The organism is Polyangium sp. 6x1, from assembly GCF_029946515.1.
Lineage (GTDB): Bacteria > Myxococcota_A > Polyangia > Polyangiales > Polyangiaceae > Polyangium.
The window spans coordinates 45,383-60,835 of record NZ_JARZHH010000067.1 but is presented as its reverse complement, the minus strand read 5'-3'; the positions used below and the strand labels follow the sequence as shown (position 1 = coordinate 60,835).

Sequence of the window (15,453 nt, the reverse complement as noted above, 5' to 3'; positions counted from 1 at the left end):
GCGGGCTCGGGCTCGGCGGAGGCGGCGGCGCTCGCGGGGGCCGTCGGGGCGGCGGCGGCGCTCGGCGGCGGCGGCGCGGGCGCGGCGGACGAGGTCGGGAGCGAGCTCGGGCCCGGGTCGTCCTGGCAGGCAGCGAGGGCGAGGAGCAGGGCGGAGGTGGCGAGGAGCGGGCGCTTCGGCATGTCGATCGTCTCGGCTTGTAGCAAAGGAGAGGAGTGGCGTCGTCGGGATCTTTTCGGCGGCGCGAGCCCCCGAGGAACGGCGCGAGGGCTCCGGAGGTTACATGCGAGCCGAGGGAGGCATTCCGCGCGGCGAGATCGGGTAGGATCGCCCGCGATGGAGGCGGTCGTCGATCTTCCGTGGTGGCTGCGCGAGCACGTGAAGGTGCTCTTCGCGGGCCTCGCCTTCGGGGCGTCCTGGGTCGTGCGGGCCCAGAGCCGCAGCATCGACGCGGACCTGTTCGCGTCCGTGGTCCGGAAGCTCCTCGAAGCGGACAACCTGCCGCGCGTCCTCAAGCTCATGAACGCTGGTCTCCCCATGCCAGCCTGCGTGGCCACGAAGGCCGCGCTCCTCGCGGCCGTGCGCATGGGCTCGTCGCAGAGCGCGGCGCGGAGAGGATATCGAGGCGGGCCGAATGCCGTCCTCGCGCCCGTCCTGCCCGAGATTGCCCGCGACTACGATGAGGCGTTCCGGAAGGCCGCGGCGCCGCTGTGGAAGGCGTTTTTCCTCGCGTTGCCGTCGCCGCTGCTGCTCGCGCTCGCCGCGTGGGGCGCATTCGAAAGCCGGGGGCCCGCGCCCTTCAACTGGGAGATGATCGTCGCCGCGACCGGGATGCTCGCGCTCGCCTATGCGGGGCGTTGCCACGTCCGGATCGTGCGTTCGCGCGAACGCGTGTTTCGGAGCCTCGCCCCGAACTTCGAGCAAATCGCCCGGGACGGTAACCAGGCCGCCCTCGCCGAGGAGGTGCTGGAGCGGCCGTCCACCACGTGAGCCGTTTTCCCTCGCTCGGGCGTCCTTGGGTTTGGCGCGTAAACACGCGTATCGGCTGGGCGGATGCCCCGATTCACGAGGAGAACGGAAAATGATGGCGAAGAGGCAGCTTTCCCTGGTGCTCGTGTCCACGATGGCTCTGCTCGGTGTCGCGTGTGGTGGCGAAACTCCGCAAGCCGAGACGCCGCCGCCGCCGCCGGCCGAGACGACGCCGCCGCCGGCCGAGACGACGCCGCCCGCGACGACGGCCGCGGCGCCCGCCCCGACCGAGGCTGCTCCGGCCCCGAAGCCCGAGCCGGCCGCCGCCCCGGCCCCGAAGCCCGGCAAGGAGCGGATCGTCGGTCAGTGGCAGTTCGATTTCTCGGGTGAGCCGCGCGCCGCCGCCGAGGCCGATGCCAAGAAGAAGGCCGGCAAGGACGAGAAGAAATACGCCGCGCTGATGAAGGAGACCGAGGAGGCCGCCGCCGGCGAGTGGATCGAGTTCACCGCCGATTCGATGTACGTTTCGCACGTCACCGAGAAGGGCAAGGACAAGGTCATCCTCAAGGTGAAATACGAGGTCGCGAAGGACGAGAACGGCGCGATCGTCATGAAGCCCGCGGGCAAGGACGAGATCTCGAAGAAGGAGATGCCCAAGGATCTCGAGATCGGCGTGACGTTCAAGGACGACAAGACGATCGAGATGAAGGACCCGAAGAAAAAGATGACGCTGGTCTTCAAGCGGAAGTCCTGATCCTGCTTCGCGGCCCTCGTCGCTTGCGAGGTGCCCCGCGTGCCGCCATCATCGTCCCTTCCAGAACTCGGAAAACCGTCGCCATAGGGAGGGATGATGACCCCCGAGACGTTCACGGCAGGCGAGCACTGCATCGAGCGCGAGGAGCCCGATTTTTTCGTGTATCGGTTCCCGCACGGGACCGCGACCGGCGCGCACGTCGGGGAGCTCCGAAAGCTCGAACGGCCGGTGTGGGACGAGGGCCCGCCGCACATCTACAACCTGGTCTTGCTGGGCGAGGAGCTCGCCATTTCGCCAGGCGCGCTCACCGAGACGGCCAAGCTCTACCGAGACTCGCCCCCGCGCACGACGGCGTACGTGGCGCGCAGGTTTTTCCACCGCACGTCGATGGAATTCTTGACGCGCATGATCCGCGCGTTCGGCGTGAAGATGCATGGGAAGGTATTCGACAACGAAGCGAGCGCCCGTGCATGGCTCGCCGATCGGCGCAGGGGGCGGAGCCGCAAGAGCGTGATGTAGGCGGGGGCGTTACTTGGCGTCGGGATCGTCGCCGGTCGGCTCGCGGCTCTCGATGACGATCGTGCCGCGCTTCGATGCCGCCTTGCGCGGCGGCGGGGAGGGGTTCGTGAGGGAGGCCAGGAGCTCGGGCGCGGGGGCGCCAGCGATCGGCAGGACGATCTCCTTGGTCTCGGCGCCGCGCTCGTAGGTGACGCGGAGCTCGGGCGCCGTGGCGAGCGAGGTCCACGCGTCCCAAAGCTGCTCGGGGGTCTCGACGGTCTTGCCGTTGACGCGCGTGACGACGTCGTCGGGGCGGACGTCGAGGCCGGTCCACTCCTCCGGGATGGCCACGAGGCGCCAGCCGACGAACTTGCCCTCGCGGAAGACCTCCTCGGGCCAGACGCGGCGGAGCAGCCACGGCAGGCCCATCGGCAGGACGGTCTTCAAGGCCTCCCGTTCGAGCTTGTCCGGGGCCTTCGCCGGGCCCTTGTCAGCTTGTCCCGACGCCGTCGGGGCCTTGGGCGCAGCCGGCGGAGGGGTCGCCTCGCTGCCCGCGCCACAACCGAGCAGGGCCAGGGAGACCAGGCCGAACGGATACGCGTCTCGCCACCGCATCCCCGGACTATGGGAGAGCCGCGCGCCGCTTGCCAACAATCCGGAAGAGGGCTCGGTCAGGCCGCCTCTTCCATCGGCGGTCCCGCCGCGCGGGCGATCTGGTCATGGCGCACCCGGCCGACGTCGAACGCGCGGGCGGCGTCGAGCATGTGATCGAGGACGTCGTCCACGGCCATCGCGGCGCCCTTGCGGAAGCGGAGCGGGTTCAGCCGCGCGACGACGAAGGGCTTGAGGAAGGGGCTTTCGAAGCCGCGGGCCTTGAGGGCGGCGGCGATCTCGGTGACGCGATCGTCGAGCGCGAGGAGCTTCTGCGCCTCGGCCTCGCGGTGGGCGAGCGCGTCTTCGAGCGAGACGTCGAGGAAGGCGTCCGTGGCCCGGAGGATGCCGTGGTACGAGCCGCCCGAGAAGCGCGGGCGGGCCTCGTAGCAGAGGCCGAGCGTGAGCAGCGCGGGCTCCTCGAACTCGAAGGAAAAATCCGCCTCGGTGCGGTCCGAGCCCGCCTCGGCGAGGGAGCGGGCCATGCGGATGACCTCGAGCGCGCGCTCGCGGACGTTGTGGGCCTTCTCGGTGTTGAGGGCGAGGATCTGGTAGGCGACGCGCTCGTCCGGCACGACGAGGGCGACGAGGGCGCGGCCGCCGAGGCGCTTCATCGCTTCGAGGCGGTGGCGGCCGTTCGGGGTCCAGTAGCGGCCGTCGGGCCGCCGGAAGGCGATGATCGGGTCGAGGAAGGTGCCGATCTTGTCGATCACGGCGGCGAGCTTTTTCGCGTGGGCCTCGGAGAGATCACGCTGGAAGGGCGTGGGCTCGACGCGGTCGAGGGGGAGGCCCGCGAGGACGGTGGGATGGGCGCCGAGCGGGTCGCGGTAGACGGCGAGGACCGAGCCGCCGTCCTCCTGGATGGCGTGCGCGAGGGCGTCGACCTCGGGCGGGACGGGGCCGGCGAGCAGGACGCCGGCGGGCAAGCCGCGGGATCCCTCGGCGGGGCCCTTCTTGCGGCGAGCTCGTTTCACCGGCGGTGCGGACTCGATCGGCGGCGCGGCGGCGGCCGTCTCGGGCGCTTTCTTCGAGCGGGGTGCGGCGCGTTTGGTCGTGGCCATGCACCACGTTCGTTCGGCGCGACGTTCGTCCCGGCAACTGGATCGAGGGGGATCCAGCCTGCGGCAGGGCTCAATCCCGCACGTAAATCGAGGTCGACGCGGGCGCGGCGGGCGGGCGCGTGGGCGCCTTCGTCGAAGAAGCGCGGACCGTGGGAGAAGGGGTGGGCGTCGAGGACGGGGCGGCGACCACGGACGCGGTGGGCGGCGCCTCGGCAGTCGCGGGGACGATCGGCGAGGGGACGGGGGCGGGGAGCGGGGACACGTCGACGATCGGGGGGTTCGTCGAGCCCCGCGGAGGTGCGCTCTCCGTCGCCACGGCCGGCGGCGGCGTGGGGGGATCGGCGAGGAAGGCGCGCGCGGCCAGGGCGCTCGCGCCGAGCAAGCTCAGGGCGATGAGCGTGGCGTTGCGGAGCCGGCGAGGTGGTTTGTCCGGGAGCGCAGCCGTGCCTCCCGGGGCGGCCCGGGTCACCGCGGGGGGCGCCGTCTGGGTGACGGCCTCGCGGGCATCCTTCGAGAGGGCAGGGCGATCGGCCGGCACGAGCCGGAGCCGCGCGGGTCCGAGGGGCATCTGGGCAAGGAGCGGCGTCTCGCCCGCGCCGGTCGACGTCCGGAAGGACGGCGCCGGCTGGCCGAGCGCCTCGGCGAGGGTCTGCACGGCCTCGGTGGCGGAGGGAAAACGGTCCTCGGGCGCGAATGCGGTGATCTTCGCGAACCAGGCGTCGAACGCGGGCGGAAGCACGATCCCCACCCGCTCGGCGCGCGTGCTCGCCGCTTCCTGCGGGCCGCGACACACCTTCGTGGCGAATGCGAAGACATTCAGCCCCGATTCCGTTTCCTTGTACCAGTAAGCAATCCCGCAGAGGAGCGTGTAGGCGATCATGCCCAGGGCAAACACGTCGGTCGCGGGGGAGACGGACGAATCCTCATCGAACTGCTCGGGCGCCATGTAGAGAGGCGTGCCCATCGAGCGCGTCGTGCCCATCTGGGAGGCGCTCGCCGCCAGGATCTTGGCGATGCCGAAATCGAGCACCTTGATGCGGGGGGGGCCGTCGTCGGGCATGCACAAGAAGAGGTTGTCCGGCTTGAGGTCGCGGTGAACGATGCCGGCGCGGTGGGTCTTCTGGAGCGCGAGCGCCGTCTGGTGGAGGTGCTCGACCACCTCGGCCGGGGCGAGCGGCCCGAGGCGGCGCACGCGCTTGCCGAGGTCCTCGCCGGAGAGCAGCTCCATCACGAGGAAAGGCATGCCGCTCGGCGCGTCGATGCCCGCGTCGAGCACGTCCACGATGTGCTGGCTCTGCACGTTCGCCGCGACGCGCGCCTCCTGACGGAAGCGGTCCCGGAGCTGATCGCTCTGGATGCAATGCGGCAGCATCACCTTGAGGGCGCAGTGGCGCTGGGTCTCCGCGTGGACGACCTCGTAGACCGCGCCCATCCCGCCCGTGGCAATGCAGCGGACAACCTCGTAGCGGTCCGCGAATACACTGCCTGGAGAGAGCGGCCCGGCCGACATGTGTGGGACCATAGCGCGGCGCCGGTTCGAAGAGAAGCGTCGCGCCGAACCCTCGCGCGTGGAGATCGGGCCGCGTTCTTGCAAGGAACCGATCCGACATGCCAGCATCGGCGAGCAAGGAGGCCACGATCACGATGAGCTCGGGGGGCGCGCGGAGCGCCATGCGGGGCGGGTTGCGCGGCGCGCGCGGCCGTGTGGTCGTCTTCGCATTCGCGGCGACGGGTCTCCATGCGAACGTCGGCCACGCCGAACCGGCCGAGTGCGCCCTCGAGCCGGCGATGTGGCCCGCGCGCGCGAAGCCTTATTTCTTGATTGTCGTCGATTCGTCGAGCGCGATGACGGCGAGCGTCACGCAGGGCGGGGCCGCGGTGCCGAACAGCTGCGGCTACCCGACCACGCGTATCGGGCACGCGAAGTGTGCGGTCAAGAACACGATCCAGGCCTATGGCGACCAGGTGAGCTTCGGCCTCGCTGCGTTCGCCCGCGGGACCACGCTGGCCTGCTCGGCGTCGTGTGGCAGCGACGGAAACGGGTCGTGCATCTGGCTCGATTATCCCGGGGGCGGTTCGCCCCAGGCCGGGTGCGGGCCGGAGCCGAGCTCGCTGCCGAGCTCGGAGGACCGGCGCGGGGCCGAGATCCTGGTGCCCGTGCGGCGCGACAATTTCTATGCGCCGCCGCTCGACCCGCCGAACATCCCGGATCTCTTGCAATGGGTCGACAACAATTGCTCGCCCTCCGGCGGGATACCGAGGGAGGTGTGGGCCACCGGCGGCAAACCCCTCAACGGGGCGCTCCGGGACGCATATCGATATTTGTCGGTCGGCTGGACCAGCCCGAACGGGAATCGGTCGTTCCCGTCGCCCCTGGCCGACGCGGGGGAGCGACCTTGTCGGCCGCTCCGCGTGATTCTTTTGACCGCCGGCACGGAAGGCTGCGACGACGCGGGGCACGCGGCGGACGCCGCGGCGGATCTGCTCACGGGTTTCTCCAAGGGAGGGATTTCGTGGAGCGTGAAGACGCACGTCGTCGATTTCGGGAGCGTCGCCGTCAACGACGCCATCGCGGGCGCGGGCGGGACCGGAAAGGCGATCGCGGCGGCCGACGAGGCCGCGCTGACCGCGGCCCTCGCGAACATCGTCGTCGGTTCGCTCGGCGGGGAGACGTGCGACGAGGTCGACAACGATTGCAATGGCTGCACGGACGAGGGGTTCGGAAAAGGGGACGCGTGCAGCGAGGGCGTCGGCGCCTGCATGAGCACGGGCATGATGGTATGCGACGGTGCGGGCGCGACCATGTGCAGCGCCACGCCCGGAGAGCCCACGGCGGAAGCGTGCGGCGACGCGATCGACAGCGATTGCGACGGAGCGCCGAGCAATGGGTGCAGCGTCGACGCGGACGGGGACGGCGTGCCCGACGCCTACGATAATTGCCCGGACGTCGTCAATCTCGAACAGGGGGACCAGGACGGCGACGGCGCGGGCGACGCGTGCGACGCCGATCCCGACGGGGACGAGATTCCCACGGAGATGGGCGACAACTGCCCGTGGACGGCCAATGCCGGGCAGGAGGACCGCGACGAGGATGGGGTCGGCGACGCGTGCGACGCGGACGACGCCCTCGACGACGACGGGGACGGGATCGCCGATACGAGCGATGTTTGTCCCGGCGTGCCCGATCCGGAGCAAAGCGACATCGACGGCGACGGCGAGGGGGATGCGTGTGACGCCGACATCGACGGCGACGGCGTCGCCAATTTCGCGGATACGTGTCCCGAAGATCCGCGGCTCTCCTGCCCGAACCCCGTGGTCGACGTGTCCGGTTGCTCCTGCCGGGTCGGGAGCGCCGAAGGCGCGAGGAATGGGTTTTTCGGCGCGATCCTCGCCGGCCTGGTCGTCTTCGCCCGTCGCGGTTCTACTCGATCCGCATCCAGAAGGGCTCGGACGACGCGGCGGTGATGACGTCGTCCCCGACCGTCAGCGTTCCCTCGAAATCGCCGACCAAAAAGATGCGTCCCTCCCCGTCGACGGCAATGCCCGTCGCGTGCTGCGCATATTCGTCCCCGAAAGACCCGGCGCGCAGCACCCGCAGCGATGCGTCGAGCTCGAGGACGAGCACGTCCTCGGCGCCTTCGCTTTCGAAGACACGATCCCCCACCTCGATCCGGCCCGTGTAATCGAGCGCGATCACGGCGCCTCCGTCCGGCGTCCGGGCCATCGCCCTGGCGCGCGTGACGCCGGTCTCGCCGAAGCTCCGGACCTTGACGAGCGCGCCCTTGGAATCGATGGCCGCGACAAACGCCGCGCGCTCGGCCGAGGTCGCGGTGAGCGCGGCGCCGCGACCCACGCGGCCCGAAAAGCTCCCGAGCACGAGCGTCTGGCCCGCAGGATCGACGATCACGCCGGCCGCCTCCTCGTTGCCCGTGTCCCCGAGCGCGAGCATCCATCGCGCCTCGCCCGCGCCGCCCCGCGCAGCGACGAAGACGTCGCCGCCGCCCGCGCTCACGACCGCCGCGTTTGCCGGATCGAGCACGCCTTCGAAGACGCCAACCACGACGGCCCCGCCATCCGGGGTCGCCGCGATCGCCGCCGCTTGCTGCGCGAGCGGGCCGCCGATCCGCGCGGCGAACCGAGGCTCACCTGCGGCGTTCCTCGCGGCGACGAAGACGTCGCGATCCCCCTCGCTCACGAGCGGGTCGCCCCCGAGGTCGATCGTGCCCGAGAACGTGCCCGCGAGGAGCGTGCCGCCGTCCTCGAAGGTCGCCACGCTCATCGCGCGTTGCTCCGCGACGTCCCCGAAACGTGTCGCCTCGCCGAGGACGTCCCCGCCCGGGCTGAATCCGGTCAGGTTCGCGAGGAAGGCGTCCCGGCCTCCCGCGCTCTCGACGCGGCTCGGCCCGAAATCGAAGGCGCCCGCGAGGTCCCCGACGAGGACGATGTCGCCGTCCGCGCGCGCGGCCACCGCGCGGGGGCGCACCGAGCCGAGATCCCCCGCGACGACGGACGCGATGAGCCCCCCCGACGGCGCGAGCTCGAGGAGGAAGAGGTTTTCGTCGGCGACACACGGCGTGAGTTTGTCGGAGAGGAAGAGCCCGTCGCTGCAATGGCCCACGACGACGGATTCGCCCGAGCTCGTCGCCGCGACGCCCGTGAGCGCGCGCGCGCCCGTGCCGCCGATCTGGACGGCCGCCGCGGCCTGGAACGTGCCGACCGGACCCTCCTGCCACGCCGGCAGCGGATCCTGGAGCGCCGGGGCGCAGGCCGAAAGGAGCGGGAGCGCGACGAGGCGTGCGAGCGCGGACGGCGAGGCCCTTCGCATGAGACGCATCCTTTCAGAAATGGCCGACGACGAAGGCGCCGCCGGCGTCTTTCGCGGCCCACGGAACGAGGGTCATGGCCGCGGCCGTCTTGGCGTCCCGGTACGTCTGGACGAACCCGACGGCGCCGAGGCCGATTCCGATCGCGCTGACCACGCCGAAGCCGACGGCGAGGCCGAGGTCGCGGTTCCAGCGCTGTCGATACTCCGCGGCGAGGCCGGGCTCGTCGCACGTGCCGTCGGGGCAACGCGTGGCCACGGTGTGGCGGACATTCGCATGCGCGACGCTGAACGCGATGCTGCCGCCGAGCGCGGCGAGGCCTCCGATCCCGGCGATCCAGGCCCACGTCGGGGCCAGTCGATACGCATGGTCGGCCGGCTCGGGGGAGCCGACGGGGCCCGTCGTGAGGGGAGGGAGCTCCGGCTTCGTCGGGCCCGCCTTCGCCTGCGGGTCGAGCTCCACCGTCTTCGACTCGCCTTTCGACACGGTCACGCGCGTCTCGACCGGCGGGGCGCCGGGCATCTGCGTCGTGAGGACGTGCTCGCCCGGATCCACGGGCAGCGCCGTGCCGAGCGAGGCCGCGCCGAGCTCGAAGCCGTCCCGCATCACGCGGACGCTGACCGGGGTTTTTCCGGGGAGGACGAGCGTGAGCTTGGGGATCGCGGGCTCGATCGCGGCTTTTTCTTTGCGGGCGATGGCCGCGCGCGCGTCGTGTTTTTGACGGAGCGCCGCCGGCATGGCCTGGACGAGCCGCAAATATTCCGCGTAATGGGTCGAGGCCGAGGCGATCTTGCCCCAGAGGCGCTCGCATTCGGCGAGCGTGAACAACGTCCCCGCCCGGGGGTCGAGGCGCTGGCTCTCGGCGAAGGCGGGGCAAGCCATGTCGAAATGGCGGGCCTGCATCTCGGCCAAACCTCGGTCGAAGAGGGCCTCGGCGGCCGCCTCCTGCTGCGCGTGCGCTGACCGCGCCCCGAGCAGCACGGGCGCGACACAGAGAGGCCACACGAAAGCTCGCAGGAGCTTCCAAACGCCGGGCATGCGAGACGGTATCGCTCGGCCGAGCGAGGCGTCAAGGCGAGCGCACATCGTTGGCCCAGGCGCGCCGCCGCGTCGTAGCATCCGCGCCGGTGGAGTCGTCCACGTCGTTTCCCATCCTGCTCTCGCTCCGTGTCGCCGGCTTGGCGCTGCTCTTCGTCGGGCCGATCGGCCTCGCGATCGCGCTCCTCCAGGCGCGGCGAAGGTACGCGCTGCGTGGGCTCGTCGACGCACTCGTGCTCTTGCCGCTCGTCTTGCCGCCGTCGGTCGTGGGGTATGTCCTCGTCGTGGTGTTCGGCCGGCGGGGGCTCCTCGGGCGGATCCTGGAAGAGGGGCTCGGCGTTCGGCTCGTGTTCTCGCCGGCCGGCGCGGCGCTCGCGTCGGCGGTCGTGGCGCTGCCGATCCTCGTGAAGACGGCGCAACCGTCGATCGAGGCGGTGCCGTCGCAGCTCGAAGACGTGGCGCGCACGCTCGGGCTCAAGCCCTGGGAGGTCGTCTTTCGCGTGACGTTGCCGCTCGCGTGGCGCGGGGTGCTCGCGGCGCTCGTGCTCGGCTTCGCGCGGGCGATCGGCGAGTTCGGCGCGACGTTGATGCTCGCGGGCAACATCCCGGGCCGCACGAACACGATGCCCGTGGAGATCTTCGCGGCCTTCCAGGAGGGCGACGACGCGCGCGCCGGGCTCTACGTGGGGGTGCTCTCGGCGATCTCGGTCGTGGTGGTCCTCGTGGCGGGCCTGCTCGGGCCCAAGGAAGGGCGGGCACCGGCGTGAGCGGCGCGCCGGCGCTGGAGGTCGATCTCGAGGTCACCGTGGGGCGCGGCGGCGCGGCGTTCTCCGTCGAGGCGCGCTTCACGCTCCCTTCGGGCGTGCTCGTCCTGTTTGGCCCGTCGGGCGCGGGCAAGACCGTGACGCTGCGGGCGATCGCCGGCCTGATCCGGCCGACGCGAGGCTCCGTGCGGCTCGCGGGGGAGGCCTTGTTCGATTGGATGCGCGGGGTCGACGTGCCGCCCGAGGCGCGCCGGATCGGGTACGTGCCGCAGGATCAGGCGCTCTTTCCGCACCTCGACGTGCTCGGCAACGTGGTCTTCGGCCTGCCCCGCAAAGAGCGCAAGAAGCCCGGCCCTTTGGTGCTCGCGCTGCTCGACGAGCTCGGGCTCTCGGCGCTCCGAGGAGCGCGCGTGGACTCGCTCTCCGGCGGCGAGCGGCAGCGGGTGGCCCTCGGGCGCGCGCTCGCCGCCGAGCCGAGGTTGCTCCTGCTCGACGAGCCGCTCTCGGCGCTCGATCGGGCCGCGCGGCTGTCGATCGGTCGGTCCTTGCGGGAGGCGCTCGCGCGGCGGTCGCTGCCGGCGGTGCTCGTGACGCACGACGCGGAGGAGGCGGCGGCGTTCGGGGACGTGTTCGTGCGGTTCGAGCGCGGAAAACCGGCCCGGGAGTTGCCGCGGGAGGTCGTGCTCGGTGAAAAAGGACCATGTCCGCACTGCGGCAAGCCGTGATCGGCGAGCACGTCGCGATGATCGAGCCCCCAGATCTGCTCGTCCTCTCGTTCCGAGGGATGATCCGCGTCCCGCACGTCGAGGCCTACGCCACGCTGCGCGGCGAGCTGCTCTCGGATCAGCGCTACCTCCTGACGCTCGCGGATCTGCGCTGCGTGGAGGGCGTCGAGCCCGAGTGCCGCCGCAGCATCGCGGCCATCCGGGACGAACGAGCGCAAGCGACCGCGTTCGTCGGGGGCAGCTTCCGTTTCCGGGTCGTCGCCGAGCTCATCGCCAACGCGGCCCGCGTCTTCGCGCACAGGAAGCTCGCTTTCCGGTTCTTCCCCGAAGAAGCCTCCGCCCGCGCCTGGCTCGCCGAGATGCGCCGGACGTTCCGTGGTGTGTGAGCGGGCCACGCTGGACATAGCGCGAAGCGGCCCCTACCTGCCGCGTCGCGGCATCTGTCCGTAGACACCGGCCGGCCTCCGCGGTACCCGTCTGCCGGCAACGACAACCAGGGAGCCTTCTCGGATGAAGCCAATCCACCGTGCAGCCGTCATCGGCGCCGGGGTCATGGGCAGCGGCATCGCCGCCCACCTCGCGAATGCCGGGATCCACGTGGTCCTGCTCGACATGGTCCCGCCGAACCTCGGCGAAGCTCAGAAGAACGACCGCGCCGCCCGCAACGCGTGGGCGCAGGGCGGGCTCGACAAGGCCGTGAAGGCCCGCCCCGCCGCGTTTTTCCACCCGTCCTTCGCCCGCCTCGTCGAGGTCGGCAACGTGGAGGACGATCTTTCGCGTGTGAAAGATTGCGACCTCGTCATCGAGGCGATCATCGAGAAGCTCGAGCCGAAGCAGAGCCTCTTCGCGCGCCTGGAGGCGCTGGTCAAGCCGGGCGCGATCGTCGCGTCGAACACGTCGGGCCTGCGCATCGCGGAGATGATGGCGGGCCGGAGCGAGGCGTTCCGGAAGAACTTCCTCGTCATGCACTTCTTCAACCCGGTCCGCTACATGAAGCTCCTCGAGCTCGTGGCCGGTCCGGACACGGATCCGGCGGTCTTCGAGCGCGTGGTCCGCTTCGGCGAGGACGTGCTCGGCAAGGGCATCGTCGTCGGCAAGGACACGCCGAACTTCGTGGGCAACCGCATCGGCGTGCACGCGATGCTCGCGACGCTCCAGGGCATGCTCGAGCTCGGCCTCGAGCCCGAGGACGTCGACGCGATCACGGGCCCCGCGATGGGCCACCCGAAGAGCGCGACCTTCCGGACCGCGGATCTCGTCGGTGTCGACACGTTCGTGCACGTCGCCGACAACTGCTACGCGTCGCTCACGGCGGACGAGGACCGCGAGGTCTTCAAGGCGCCGGCGTTTGCCCGCGGCATGCTGGAGAAGAAGATCCTCGGCGACAAGACGAAGGGCGGCTTCTACAAGAAGGGCAAGGACGGGCAGATCCAGACGCTCGACGTCAAGACCCTCGAGTACCGGGCGAAGGGCGGCGACGAGGCGATCAAGAAGGCGACGAAGTCGATCGAGAAGATCGATTCGCCCGCGGAGCGCGTGCGCAAGCTGGTGGCCGATCAGGGCAAGGCCGGCGCGTTCGCGTGGAAGGTGCTCTCGAAGTCGCTCGCGTACGCGGCGCGGCGGATCGGCGAGATCACGGACGACGTGACGGCCGTCGATGACGCGATGAAGTGGGGCTACAACTGGGAGCTCGGGCCCTTCGAGACGTGGGACGCGCTCGGCTTCGCCGCGACCACGGACCGCATGAAGGCAGAGGGCATCGCGCTGCCGGCCTCGATCGAGAAGATGCGCGCCTCGGGCGCGACGGGCTTCTACAAGGGCGACGAGGTCTACGACCTCGTGAAGGGCGCCTACGTGAAGCGCGCGATCGATCCGCGGAACGCCACGTTCTCGATCCTGAAGAAGGGCGAGGCGCCGGTGCTCAAGAACGACGGCGCCGAGGCGTGGGATCTCGGCGACGGCATCCTCGGCCTCACCTTCAAGACGAAGGCGAACAGCATCGATCCCGACGTGATCTCGATGCTCTCGCTCGCGGCGGCGAAGGCCGAAGAGGACTTCCGCGGGCTCGTCATCTCGAACGACGGTGATCACTTCTGCGTCGGCGCGAACCTGTTCCTCGTCGTGATGGCGTCCGGCCAGAAGGACTGGGAGTCCATCCGCACGATGGTGAAGAACTACCAGTACGCGACGCAGCGCCTGAAGTACGCGCGCGTGCCGGTGGTCGCGGCGCCGTGGGGCATGACGCTCGGCGGCGGGCTCGAGCTCTGCTTCGGCGCGGACGCGGTGCAGGCGGCGGCCGAGACGTACGCGGGCCTCGTCGAGGTCGGCGTGGGCCTGATCCCGGGCGGCGCGGGCACGCTGAACATGCTGTGGCGCGCGCTCGAGGGCATCCCCGAGGGCGCGAGCATCAACACGCTGGAGATCGTGGCCCAGGTCTTCAAGAACATCGCGCTCGCGAAGGTCGCGACGAGCGCGGACGAGGCGAAGGCGCTCGGCTACTTCCGCAAGACGGACGGCGTCTCGTTCGACAAGGCGCGCCTCCTGACCGAGGCGAAGGCGAAGGCGATCGGCCTGGCGGAGTCGGGCTACCACCCGCCTGCGCCGAAGTCCTACCGCCTGCCGGGCGAGAGCGGGATCGCGACGCTCCGGATGATGGTCGACACGCTCGTCGCGGGCGGCTACGCAACGGAGCACGACGCCAAGATCGCGAACAAGCTCGCGGTCGTGCTCTGCGGCGGGGTGAGCGGCAACGCGCACGACGTGACCGAGGACGAGATCCTCGAGCTCGAGCGCGAGGCCTTCGTGAGCCTGTGCGGCGAAGAGAAGAGCCAGGCGCGCATGCAGTCCATCCTGATGACCAACAAACCCCTGCGGAACTAGAACTAGGCGAGGACGACCATGGCAGACATCGTGATCGTGGAGGCCGTTCGTTCGGCCGTGGGCCGGGCCCACAAGGGAGCGCTCGCGCAGAAGCGCCCCGACGAGCTCGCGGGTGAGGTCGTTCGGGGCCTGCTCGCGCGCGTGCCGCAGATCAAGCCGTCGGAGATCGACGACCTGGTCCTCGGGTGTGCGATGCCGGAGGGCGAGCAGGGGCTCAACGTGGCGCGGCCGGTGAGCTTGCTCGGGGGCCTCCCCGAAGAGGTCTCGGCGATGACCATCAACCGGTTCTGCTCGAGCGGCCTGCAGGCGATTGCGATCGCGGCGGGCAGCATTCAGGCCGGGTTCGCGGACATCGTCATCGCGGGCGGCGTCGAGAGCATGTCGATGGTGCCCATGACGGGCAACAAGATCTCGGTCTCGCCCGAGGCGATGGATCGCTGCCCGTCGGTCTACACGCCGATGGGGATCACGGCCGAGAACGTGGCCAAGCGCTTCAACGTGGCGCGCGCCGATCAGGATGCGTTCGCGCTGTCGAGCCAGAAGAAGGCCTCGGCGGCGATCGAGGCGGGCCGCTTCAAGGACGAGATCGTGGCCGTCACGGGCGTGCGGTACAAGGGCAACGACCGCGTCGCGTTCGAGTTCACGCGCGACGAGCTGCCGCGCCCGGACACGACGCTGGAGGGCCTCGCGTCGCTGAAGCCGGCGTTCGCGACGGTCGGTTCGGTCACGCCGGGCAACAGCTCGCCGCTCTCGGACGGCGCGGCGGCGGCGATCGTGACGACGAAGGCGAAGGCGGACGCGCTCGGCGTGAAGCCGCTCGGCTACCTGCGCATGTTCGTCACGGCGGGCGTGGATCCGTCGATCATGGGCATCGGCCCGGTGCCGGCGGTGCGGAAGCTCCTCAAGAAGACGGGGCTCTCGATCGCCGACATCGACCTCGTCGAGATGAACGAGGCGTTCGCGAGCCAATCGGTCTACTGCCAGCGCGAGCTCGGCATCCCGGACGAGAAGCTCAACGTGAACGGCGGCGCGATCGCGCTCGGCCACCCGCTCGGCTGCACGGGCGCGAAGCTCACGGCGACGGCGCTGTACGAGCTGCGTCGCCGCGGCGGTCGGTACGCGATCGTGACGATGTGCATCGGCGGCGGCATGGGCGCGGCGGGTCTGTTCGAGCGGGCCTGATTTCCACGTTCCTTCGTTGAAGAGGGCCCCCGTGCGGATGCGCGGGGGCCTCTTTTTTTTCAGGGGAGCGTCATCGATGAGGCTTCGACACGGAGGGGGACCGTAGCG

14 protein-coding genes and 1 pseudogene are annotated in these 15,453 nt (G+C 70.6%); 9 read left to right on the top strand and 6 right to left on the bottom strand.

Annotated features, from left to right (window positions below; all coding sequences use genetic code 11):
- Positions 1 to 182, bottom strand: a pseudogene (locus tag QHF85_RS40050) (hypothetical protein); the annotation flags it as partial.
- A 154-nt stretch (positions 183 to 336) separates the two neighbouring features.
- Here QHF85_RS40050 and QHF85_RS40045 point away from each other — a divergent pair.
- The 3 genes from QHF85_RS40045 to QHF85_RS40035 all read left to right on the top strand — a co-directional run bounded on the left by QHF85_RS40045 (position 337) and on the right by QHF85_RS40035 (position 2,242).
- Positions 337 to 990: a hypothetical protein gene (locus tag QHF85_RS40045; RefSeq protein ID WP_281332700.1), complete on the top strand. Its 654-nt coding sequence runs from the start codon at positions 337 to 339 to the stop codon at positions 988 to 990.
- A 91-nt stretch (positions 991 to 1,081) separates the two neighbouring features.
- Positions 1,082 to 1,723 (top strand): hypothetical protein, encoded by a 642-nt coding sequence (locus QHF85_RS40040; RefSeq protein WP_281332699.1) that lies wholly within the window; start codon positions 1,082 to 1,084, stop codon positions 1,721 to 1,723.
- Between the two features lie 93 nt (positions 1,724 to 1,816).
- A complete protein-coding gene (locus QHF85_RS40035) occupies positions 1,817 to 2,242 on the top strand; it encodes a hypothetical protein (protein ID WP_281332698.1) in 426 nt (141 codons plus the stop codon).
- A 9-nt stretch (positions 2,243 to 2,251) separates the two neighbouring features.
- On the opposite strand, the gene QHF85_RS40030 is transcribed toward QHF85_RS40035, so the two are convergent.
- The 3 genes from QHF85_RS40030 to QHF85_RS40020 all read right to left on the bottom strand — a co-directional run bounded on the left by QHF85_RS40030 (position 2,252) and on the right by QHF85_RS40020 (position 5,443).
- Positions 2,252 to 2,836 (bottom strand): serine protease, encoded by a 585-nt coding sequence (locus QHF85_RS40030; protein WP_281332697.1) that lies wholly within the window; start codon positions 2,834 to 2,836, stop codon positions 2,252 to 2,254.
- Between the two features lie 56 nt (positions 2,837 to 2,892).
- Positions 2,893 to 3,933 carry a ParB N-terminal domain-containing protein gene (locus tag QHF85_RS40025; RefSeq protein ID WP_281332696.1) on the bottom strand — a complete coding sequence of 347 codons (1,041 nt, stop codon included), beginning with the start codon at positions 3,931 to 3,933 and terminating at the stop codon, positions 2,893 to 2,895.
- A 70-nt stretch (positions 3,934 to 4,003) separates the two neighbouring features.
- Positions 4,004 to 5,443, bottom strand: a complete 1,440-nt coding sequence (locus QHF85_RS40020; RefSeq protein WP_281332695.1) for a serine/threonine-protein kinase — start codon at positions 5,441 to 5,443, stop codon at positions 4,004 to 4,006.
- Between the two features lie 98 nt (positions 5,444 to 5,541).
- Between QHF85_RS40020 and QHF85_RS40015 the strand changes: the two genes are divergently transcribed.
- Entirely contained in the window at positions 5,542 to 7,398 is a 1,857-nt protein-coding gene (locus tag QHF85_RS40015) for a thrombospondin type 3 repeat-containing protein (RefSeq protein WP_281332694.1), read from the top strand.
- Here the strand turns inward: QHF85_RS40015 and QHF85_RS40010 are convergent.
- Both QHF85_RS40010 and QHF85_RS40005 read right to left on the bottom strand, forming a co-directional pair.
- Positions 7,355 to 8,758 (bottom strand): hypothetical protein, encoded by a 1,404-nt coding sequence (locus tag QHF85_RS40010; protein WP_281332693.1) that lies wholly within the window; start codon positions 8,756 to 8,758, stop codon positions 7,355 to 7,357. The genes QHF85_RS40015 and QHF85_RS40010 overlap by 44 nt on opposite strands.
- 13 nt (positions 8,759 to 8,771) lie before the next feature.
- Positions 8,772 to 9,761 (bottom strand): hypothetical protein, encoded by a 990-nt coding sequence (locus QHF85_RS40005; protein WP_281332692.1) that lies wholly within the window; start codon positions 9,759 to 9,761, stop codon positions 8,772 to 8,774.
- Positions 9,762 to 9,883: 122 nt separating this feature from the next.
- On the opposite strand from QHF85_RS40005, the gene modB reads away from it, so the two are divergent.
- The 5 genes from modB to QHF85_RS39980 all read left to right on the top strand — a co-directional run bounded on the left by modB (position 9,884) and on the right by QHF85_RS39980 (position 15,345).
- A complete protein-coding gene (gene modB / locus QHF85_RS40000; protein ID WP_281332691.1) occupies positions 9,884 to 10,561 on the top strand; it encodes a molybdate ABC transporter permease subunit in 678 nt (225 codons plus the stop codon).
- Complete coding sequence (locus tag QHF85_RS39995; protein WP_281332690.1) at positions 10,558 to 11,283, top strand: ATP-binding cassette domain-containing protein; 726 nt, start codon at positions 10,558 to 10,560, stop codon at positions 11,281 to 11,283. The genes modB and QHF85_RS39995 overlap by 4 nt, the downstream gene beginning before the upstream one ends.
- Entirely contained in the window at positions 11,259 to 11,669 is a 411-nt protein-coding gene (locus tag QHF85_RS39990; protein ID WP_281332689.1) for a hypothetical protein, read from the top strand. The genes QHF85_RS39995 and QHF85_RS39990 overlap by 25 nt, the downstream gene beginning before the upstream one ends.
- Positions 11,670 to 11,793: 124 nt before the next feature.
- Positions 11,794 to 14,163, top strand: a complete 2,370-nt coding sequence (locus QHF85_RS39985; RefSeq protein WP_281332688.1) for a 3-hydroxyacyl-CoA dehydrogenase/enoyl-CoA hydratase family protein — start codon at positions 11,794 to 11,796, stop codon at positions 14,161 to 14,163.
- Between the two features lie 18 nt (positions 14,164 to 14,181).
- On the top strand, positions 14,182 to 15,345 hold the full coding sequence (locus QHF85_RS39980) for a thiolase family protein (RefSeq protein WP_281332687.1): 1,164 nt from the start codon (positions 14,182 to 14,184) through the stop codon (positions 15,343 to 15,345).
- Positions 15,346 to 15,453: the final 108 nt, after the last annotated feature.

Coding starts and splice junctions, on each gene's coding strand:
- QHF85_RS40045 (WP_281332700.1), top strand. CDS start 337: ATGGAGGCGGTCGTCGATCTTCCGTGGTGGCTGCGCGAGCACGTGAAG.
- QHF85_RS40040 (WP_281332699.1), top strand. CDS start 1,082: ATGATGGCGAAGAGGCAGCTTTCCCTGGTGCTCGTGTCCACGATGGCT.
- QHF85_RS40035 (WP_281332698.1), top strand. CDS start 1,817: ATGATGACCCCCGAGACGTTCACGGCAGGCGAGCACTGCATCGAGCGC.
- QHF85_RS40030 (WP_281332697.1), bottom strand. CDS start 2,836: ATGCGGTGGCGAGACGCGTATCCGTTCGGCCTGGTCTCCCTGGCCCTG.
- QHF85_RS40025 (WP_281332696.1), bottom strand. CDS start 3,933: ATGGCCACGACCAAACGCGCCGCACCCCGCTCGAAGAAAGCGCCCGAG.
- QHF85_RS40020 (WP_281332695.1), bottom strand. CDS start 5,443: ATGTCGGCCGGGCCGCTCTCTCCAGGCAGTGTATTCGCGGACCGCTAC.
- QHF85_RS40015 (WP_281332694.1), top strand. CDS start 5,542: ATGCCAGCATCGGCGAGCAAGGAGGCCACGATCACGATGAGCTCGGGG.
- QHF85_RS40010 (WP_281332693.1), bottom strand. CDS start 8,758: ATGCGAAGGGCCTCGCCGTCCGCGCTCGCACGCCTCGTCGCGCTCCCG.
- QHF85_RS39990 (WP_281332689.1), top strand. CDS start 11,259: ATGTCCGCACTGCGGCAAGCCGTGATCGGCGAGCACGTCGCGATGATC.
- QHF85_RS39985 (WP_281332688.1), top strand. CDS start 11,794: ATGAAGCCAATCCACCGTGCAGCCGTCATCGGCGCCGGGGTCATGGGC.
- QHF85_RS39980 (WP_281332687.1), top strand. CDS start 14,182: ATGGCAGACATCGTGATCGTGGAGGCCGTTCGTTCGGCCGTGGGCCGG.